Here is a 6,706-nt window from a genome sequence, read left to right on the forward strand (position 1 = left end):
GGTTCCGCCAGGGAACAGCACCCGGCGGGCACTCGCGTAGCCTGGTCGATCGTGCGCAACGTGGTGGTCGTCGGGGGCGGGATCGTCGGACTGGCCGTGGCCTGGGAGCTGACCAGGCGCGGGCTGGACGTCACCGTGCTGGAAAAGGAGCCGCGCTGGGCGGCGCACCAGACCGGGCACAACTCGAACGTCGTGCACGCCGGGCTCTACTACAAGCCCGGCTCCTTCAAGGCGCGGATGTCCGTCGCCGGGAACCGGTCCATCGTGGACTTCGCGCGCCAGTACGGCGTGCCGGTCGAGGTGTGCGGGAAGCTCGTCGTCGCGACCGACGAGAAGGAGATCCCGGCGCTGAACACGCTCGCCGAGCGGGCCGAGGCCAACGGCGTCCCGGCGAAGAAGATCTCACCCGCCGAAGCCCGCGAGTACGAGCCCGAGGTCGCCTGCGTCGCCGCGTTGCGCGTCGAGTCCACCGGGATCATCAACTTCCCCGGCGTCTGCGAAGCCCTCGTCCGGCTGCTCGACGAAGCCGGCGTCGACCTCCGCCTGAACAGCCCCGCGCTGGCCATCCGCGCCGGGAGCAACGGCGGTGTCGAGGTCGCCACCGGCTCGGACGTCATCGTCGCGGACGGGCTCGTCAACTGCGCCGGCCTGCACTCCGACCGCGTCGCGCGGCTGGCCGGGCTGACGCCGTCGGCGAAGATCGTGCCGTTCCGCGGGGAGTACTACGAGCTCAAGCCCGAACGCCGCGGCCTGGTCAAGGGCCTGATCTACCCGGTGCCGGACCCGACGCTGCCGTTCCTCGGCGTGCACCTCACCCGCATGCTCGACGGCAGTGTGCACGCGGGCCCGAACGCCGTGCTCGCGCTGCGCCGCGAGGGCTACCGCTGGGGTGACTTCTCCGCGAAGGACGTCGCCGAGGTCGCGGCCTTCCCCGGCGTCTGGCGGCTCGCGAAGAAGTACGCGTTCCCGACCGGGCTCGACGAGGTCCGGCGCTCGTTCTCGAAGAAGCGGTTCGCCGCCAGCCTCGCGCGGCTCGTCCCGGCCGTCACCGAGGACGACATCGTGCGGCACGGCTCCGGCGTGCGCGCGCAGGCGATGCGCCGTGACGGCTCGCTCGTCGACGACTTCCTCATCGAGACCGCGCGCGACCAGGTGCACGTCCTGAACGCGCCGTCGCCGGCCGCGACGAGCGCGCTGGAGATCGCGCGCCACATCGCGGACCAGGTGTCGGCCTAGCCCGGCAGGTTCGCGGTCACCAGCGGCAGGCCCTGCTTGACGAGGTCGCAGGTCTTGGTGTCGTCGCCGATGAACCCGCTGACCACCTGCACCGACGACGTCTCGGTGATCGGCAGGTACGCGCCACAGGTCACGCGCAGGCCGCCCAGGTTCGGGTAGACGCCCCATTGCTTGCCGCCGACGTCGACGGTTTCCTGCGGCTTGACACCGTTCACGCCCGGCCAGTCCGCCACCGGGGTGCTCGGGCCGAACCAGACCTCGAACGCCTTCTGACCCTCGCTGCCGTCGGTGTCGTCCCACAGGCAGTAGGACGCGTTGGGCACCGTGGACGACGTGTCCTTTTCGCCGGTGGGCGCGATGTTCTTCAGCTGCGCGACCTGGTCCGGCTTGAGCATCGCGCACGGGTCGGCCGAGAGCAGCGGGCCGCCCGGCTCGGTCTTGGCCGGGGCCGTCGGCGTGATCGACGGCGCGTCCTGCCCGCCCGGCAGGTGCGCCGCGACCTGCGGGACGACCGCCTTCGCCAGCTCGCACGACTTCTCGAGCGGCGGCTCGGACACACTCACGTACGCGAAGGACTGGTCACCCAGGATGGCGTAGAGCACGCAGTCGTCGGCGAGGATCGACGGGTACTGCCGCCAGCTGAACCCGGCGATCTGCTGCGGTTCGCCCTTCGGGACGGCGCCGGCGATGTACTCGTTGAAGTCGATGTCCGTCGTGTAGCCGACGTTCAGGATCGCCGACGGCTCGATGTCGTCCTTCGTGTTCCACAGGCACATCGCCGTCTGGTTCCGGTCCTTGACCTCCGGCACCGAACGGCCCCTGGTCTCGTAACCGAGCGCGTCGAGCTGGGACTCGTCGAGCAGCGTGCAGGCGTCGACGTTCTTGACGACCGGCCCCTGGCCGGGCACCGGCGACGCCGAGCCGCCGACGGCCACCGTGCAGCCGGACACCACGGTCAGGGCCGCCAGGGCCACCGCGACCTGCCACTTCATGCGCATGCGAAGAGTCCTCTCCCGTTCGGCCCGGACCTTACTGGGCCGAACGGGGGCGCACCCGGCATAACCGCGAATCAGCGGGGCGTGAGGACTTCCTTGCCGCCGACGAACGGCCGCAGCGCCTCGGGCACGCGTACGGAACCGTCCTCCTGCTGGTGGTTCTCGACGATCGCGACGATCCAGCGGGTGGTGGCCAGCGTGCCGTTGAGCGTCGCGGCGATCAGCGGCTTGCCGTTCTCGCCGCGGTAGCGGACCGAGAGGCGGCGGGCCTGGAACGTCGTGCAGTTGGACGTCGAGGTCAGCTCGCGGTAGGTGTCCTGCGTCGGGATCCACGCCTCGCAATCGAACTTGCGGTGCGCGGACGTGCCGAGGTCGCCGGTCGCGGTGTCGATGACCCGGTAGGGCACCTCGATCTTCGCGAGCATCTGCTCTTCCCAGCCGAGCAGCCGCTCGTGCTCGGCCTCGGCGTCCTCCGGCTTGGTGTAGACGAACATCTCCACCTTGTCGAACTGGTGGACGCGGATGATGCCGCGGGTGTCCTTGCCGTACGAGCCGGCCTCGCGGCGGTAGCAGGACGACCAGCCGGCGTAGCGCTTCGCGTCGTCGTTCAGGTCGAGGATCTCGTCGGCGTGGAAGCCCGCGAGGGGCACCTCCGACGTGCCGACGAGGTACAGGTCGTCGTCCTCGAGGTGGTAGATCTCGCTCGAGTGCTGGCCGAGGAAGCCGGTGCCGGCCATGATCTCCGGACGGACCAGCGACGGCGTGATCATCGGCGTGAAGCCGTTTTCGAGCGCCTGCGCGATGGCCATGTTGAGCAGGCCGAGCTGCAGCTGCGCGCCGACGCCGGTGAGGAAGTAGAACCGCGAGCCCGAGACCTTCGCGCCGCGTTCCATGTCGACCCCGCCGAGCGCTTCGAGCAGCTCGAGGTGGTCCTTCGGCGTGAAGCCGAACTTCGTCGGCTCGCCAACGTGCTTGAGCACGGTGAAGTCGTCTTCGCCGCCGACCGGCGCGTCCGGGTGGACGAGGTTCGGCACGGTCCGGAAGAGCTGGTCGAACTCCTCCGACGACGTGTTCTGCTCCGCCTCGGCCGCCTTGACCTGCGCGGCGAGCTCCTTGGCCGTGGCCAGCAGCTGCTGCTTCTCTTCCGGCGGGGCCTTCGGGATCTGCTTGCCCAGGAGCTTCTGCTCGTTGCGCAGCTTGTCCGCGGCCGCGATGGAAGAGCGGCGCCGGGTGTCGAGGGAGAGCAGCTTGTCGACCACTCCCTCGTCTTCACCACGGGCGCGCTGCGACGCGCGCACGGCTTCCGGGTCATCGCGCAGAGTCCTGGGGTCAATCACGAGGACTGAGGGTAGTCCGTACAGACTGTGCGTCCCTACTGGGTTATCCCGACAGTCTGATCGTTGAAGCGCTGTTCGCGGGCTCCTCATACTCCAGGGAAACCACCGGAGGAGGCGTCTGATGTCCGACGAGCTGCTGGCCCGGCACCGCGCAGTCATGCCGTCCTGGATGTCGCTGCTCTACGAAGAGCCGATCGAGATCGTGCACGCGCACGACCGGCGGATGACCGACTCGCAGGGCCGCACCTACCTCGACTTCTTCGCCGGCGTGCTGACCAACTCGATGGGCTACGACGTCGCCGAGATCGGCGACGCGGTCCGCAAGCAGCTCGACACCGGCATCCTGCACACCTCGACGCTGTACCTGATCCGCTCGCAGGTCGAGCTGGCCGAGCGGATCGCGAAGCTGTCGAACATCCCGGACGCCAAGGTGTTCTTCACGAACTCCGGCAGCGAGGCGAACGACACGGCGTTGATGCTCGCGACGCAGTTCCGGCGCAGCAACCAGGTGCTGGCGATGCGCAACTCCTACCACGGCCGATCGTTCGGGACGGTCGCGATCACCGGCAACCGCGGCTGGTCGGCGTCGGCGCTGAGCCCGGTGAAGGTCAACTACGTCCACGGTGGTTACCGGTACCGCAGCCCGTTCCGGGACATGTCGGACGCGGACTACATCAAGGCCTGCGTCGCGGACCTGGTGGACGTGCTCGACACGGCGACCGCGGGCGACGTCGCGTGCCTGATCGCCGAGCCGATCCAGGGTGTCGGCGGCTTCAGCCTCCCGCCGGACGGGCTGTTCCGGGCGATGAAGGAGGTGCTCGACTCCTACGGGGTGCTGTTCATCTCCGACGAGGTCCAGACCGGCTGGGGCCGGACCGGCGAGCACTTCTGGGGCATCGACGCGCACGGCGTGACGCCGGACATGATGACGTTCGCGAAGGGGCTGGGGAACGGTCTCGCGGTCGGCGGGGTGGTGGCCCGCGGCGACGTGCTGGACTGCTTCCAGGCCCAGTCGTTCTCGACCTTCGGCGGCAACCCGGTGTCCATGGCCGGCGCGACGGCGGTGCTCGACTACATCAAGGACCACGACCTGCAGGCGAACTGTGCCGCGCGGGGGACGCAGCTCATCTCCGGTCTTCAGGCCGCCGGGTCGCCGATCGTGGCCGAGGTGCGCGGCAAGGGCCTGATGATCGGCGTCGAGCTCGTCGAGCCGGGGACCACCAAGCCTTATGTGGCCGCGGCGGCCCGGATGCTGGAAGAGACCAAGAAGCGCGGGCTGCTGATCGGCAAGGGCGGGCTGCACGGGAACGTGCTCCGGCTGGGGCCGCCGATGACGTTGACGGCGGACGAGGCCCAGGAAGGCCTGGACATCCTGGTCGACGCGCTCGCGGCCACCCACGCGGCCCTGTCCTGACCTGAGCAGCCCCCAATTCCAGCCTACTGAGCAGGCCCGACACTTTCGGGCCTGCTCAGCTCGGCTTGCGGAACAGCAGGTACGCCTGCGGGGTCTTCTCGAACGGCCCTTCGGGCTCTCGCACCAGCCGGGCCTCCACCGCCAGGCCCGCCGCGGTGGCCAGGCCGGTCACGAAGTCCGGCTGCAGGCGGTACGCGTCCAGGGAGACCTCGTGGCCGTACCCCTGGGAGACGTGACGGCGTTCGTCGCCGACCTGGAACGCCGTCAGCAGGCGGCCGCCCGGGGCCAGCACCCGCGCCAGTTCCGCGACCACCGGCGACAGCCGCTCCGGCGGGGTGTGGATCAGCGAGTACCACGCCAGCGCGCCGGCGAGGCTCCCGTCGTCGAGCGGCAGCGCCTCTAGCGAACCGACTTCGAAGCGCAGTTCCGGGTGCGCCCGGCGGGCCGCGGCGACCATGCCGGGTGAGAGGTCCACGCCGAAGACGTCCAGGGCGAGCGAAGCCAGGTGACCGGTCAGCCGGGCCGGGCCGCAGCCCAGGTCGCCGACCGGGCCGGCCGGGCCGACCAGCTCGGCGAACGTGCCCAGCATCGCCCGGTCCCACGGGTTCGCGTCCAGCGCGTCCCGCAGCGTCTCGGCGTACGAGTCGGCGACCGTGTCGTACGCGGTGCGGGTCTTGGTCACGTAGCCGGGTTCAGCCACGGACGAACCGCACCACGTGCTCGGCCAGCTCCTCGCCCGCGTCCTCCTGCAGGAAGTGACCCGCGCCCTGGATCACCGGGTGCGCCAGGCCCTGCGCGCCCTTCAGCGACCGCTGCAGGACCGGGGCCATCCCGCCGGTGATCGGGTCGCCGTCGGAGAAGGCCACCAGGAACGGGATTTCCAGCTCCGTGAGGGTCTGCCACGCCGCGCGGTTGGCCGCCGACGCCGGGTTGTCCGGCCGGTAGGGCACCAGGCCGGGCATCGCCCGCGGCGCGGCCTTGTACATCTCGTTCGGGAACGGCGCGTCGTACGCCGCGCGGACCTCTTCCGACAGAGCCGACTTGCAGCCCGACTGGACGAGCCGGGCGACGTCCAGCACCTGGGCCTTCTCGACGGCCTCGCGGAAGGCGTGCCACACCGCCGGCATGTCGTGGTCGCCGGTCGGCAGGCCGGTGTTGGCCGCCACCACGCGCGCGAACCGCGACGGGTGCTCGGCGACCAGGCGCAGGCCGATCAGGCCACCCCAGTCCTGGCCGACGAGCGTGACGTCCCGCAGGTCGAGGGCGTCGAACGCGAATCCGCGCATCCAGTTCACGTGCCGGGCGTAGGTGTGGTCGACCATGTCGCCGGGCTTGTCGGAGCGGCCGAAGCCGACCAGGTCCGGCGCGATCGCGCGGAGCCCGGCGGCGGCCAGCACCGGGAGCATCTTGCGGTAGAGGAACGACCAGCTGGGCTCGCCGTGCAGGAGCAGCACCGGCGGTCCGTCGGCCGGGCCCGCCTCCACGTACCCCACTCTGATCACACCGCCGTGCGGGTCGTCGAGCTCGACGTACTTCGGCTCGAAGGGGAAGTCGGGCAGGTCCGTGAACCGGTCGTCCGGTGTCCTCAGCAGGCGCACGAACCCCACGCTAGTGGGAACGGAAGAGGGGGGGGGGGGGGGGGGGGGGGGGGGGGGGGGGGGGGGGGGGGGGGGGGGGGGGGGGGGCGGGGAGGGGGGGGGGAGGGGGGGCGTGAGGGGATGCAG

At 70.7% G+C, this 6,706-nt stretch carries 6 protein-coding genes; 2 read left to right on the forward strand and 4 right to left on the reverse strand.

The features are described 5' to 3' along the window. The first annotated feature begins 51 nt into the window (after nucleotides 1–51). Nucleotides 52–1,236, forward strand: coding sequence for an L-2-hydroxyglutarate oxidase (gene lhgO, locus ACZ63J_RS14775; RefSeq protein WP_465400919.1), 1,185 nt, complete (start codon nucleotides 52–54; stop codon nucleotides 1,234–1,236). On the opposite strand, the gene ACZ63J_RS14780 is transcribed toward lhgO, so the two are convergent. Both ACZ63J_RS14780 and serS read right to left on the reverse strand, forming a co-directional pair. Further along, nucleotides 1,233–2,234 carry a DUF3558 family protein gene (locus ACZ63J_RS14780; protein WP_465400920.1) on the reverse strand — a complete coding sequence of 334 codons (1,002 nt, stop codon included), beginning with the start codon at nucleotides 2,232–2,234 and terminating at the stop codon, nucleotides 1,233–1,235. The genes lhgO and ACZ63J_RS14780 overlap by 4 nt on opposite strands. Before the next feature lie 71 nt (nucleotides 2,235–2,305). After that, nucleotides 2,306–3,568: a serine--tRNA ligase gene (gene serS, locus ACZ63J_RS14785; RefSeq protein ID WP_465400921.1), complete on the reverse strand. Its 1,263-nt coding sequence runs from the start codon at nucleotides 3,566–3,568 to the stop codon at nucleotides 2,306–2,308. A 121-nt stretch (nucleotides 3,569–3,689) separates the two neighbouring features. Between serS and ACZ63J_RS14790 the strand changes: the two genes are divergently transcribed. Further along, the gene (locus ACZ63J_RS14790; protein WP_465341691.1) at nucleotides 3,690–4,982 is read left to right on the forward strand and encodes an aspartate aminotransferase family protein; all 1,293 of its coding nucleotides are present in this window, start codon (nucleotides 3,690–3,692) and stop codon (nucleotides 4,980–4,982) included. A 55-nt stretch (nucleotides 4,983–5,037) separates the two neighbouring features. On the opposite strand, the gene ACZ63J_RS14795 is transcribed toward ACZ63J_RS14790, so the two are convergent. Both ACZ63J_RS14795 and ACZ63J_RS14800 read right to left on the reverse strand, forming a co-directional pair. Next, the gene (locus tag ACZ63J_RS14795; protein ID WP_465400922.1) at nucleotides 5,038–5,682 is read right to left on the reverse strand and encodes a class I SAM-dependent DNA methyltransferase; all 645 of its coding nucleotides are present in this window, start codon (nucleotides 5,680–5,682) and stop codon (nucleotides 5,038–5,040) included. Next, nucleotides 5,675–6,580 (reverse strand): haloalkane dehalogenase, encoded by a 906-nt coding sequence (locus ACZ63J_RS14800; RefSeq protein ID WP_465400923.1) that lies wholly within the window; start codon nucleotides 6,578–6,580, stop codon nucleotides 5,675–5,677. Before ACZ63J_RS14800 ends, ACZ63J_RS14795 begins: the two co-directional genes overlap by 8 nt. Nucleotides 6,581–6,706: the final 126 nt, after the last annotated feature.

The organism is Amycolatopsis sp. NPDC104863, assembly GCF_055582965.1.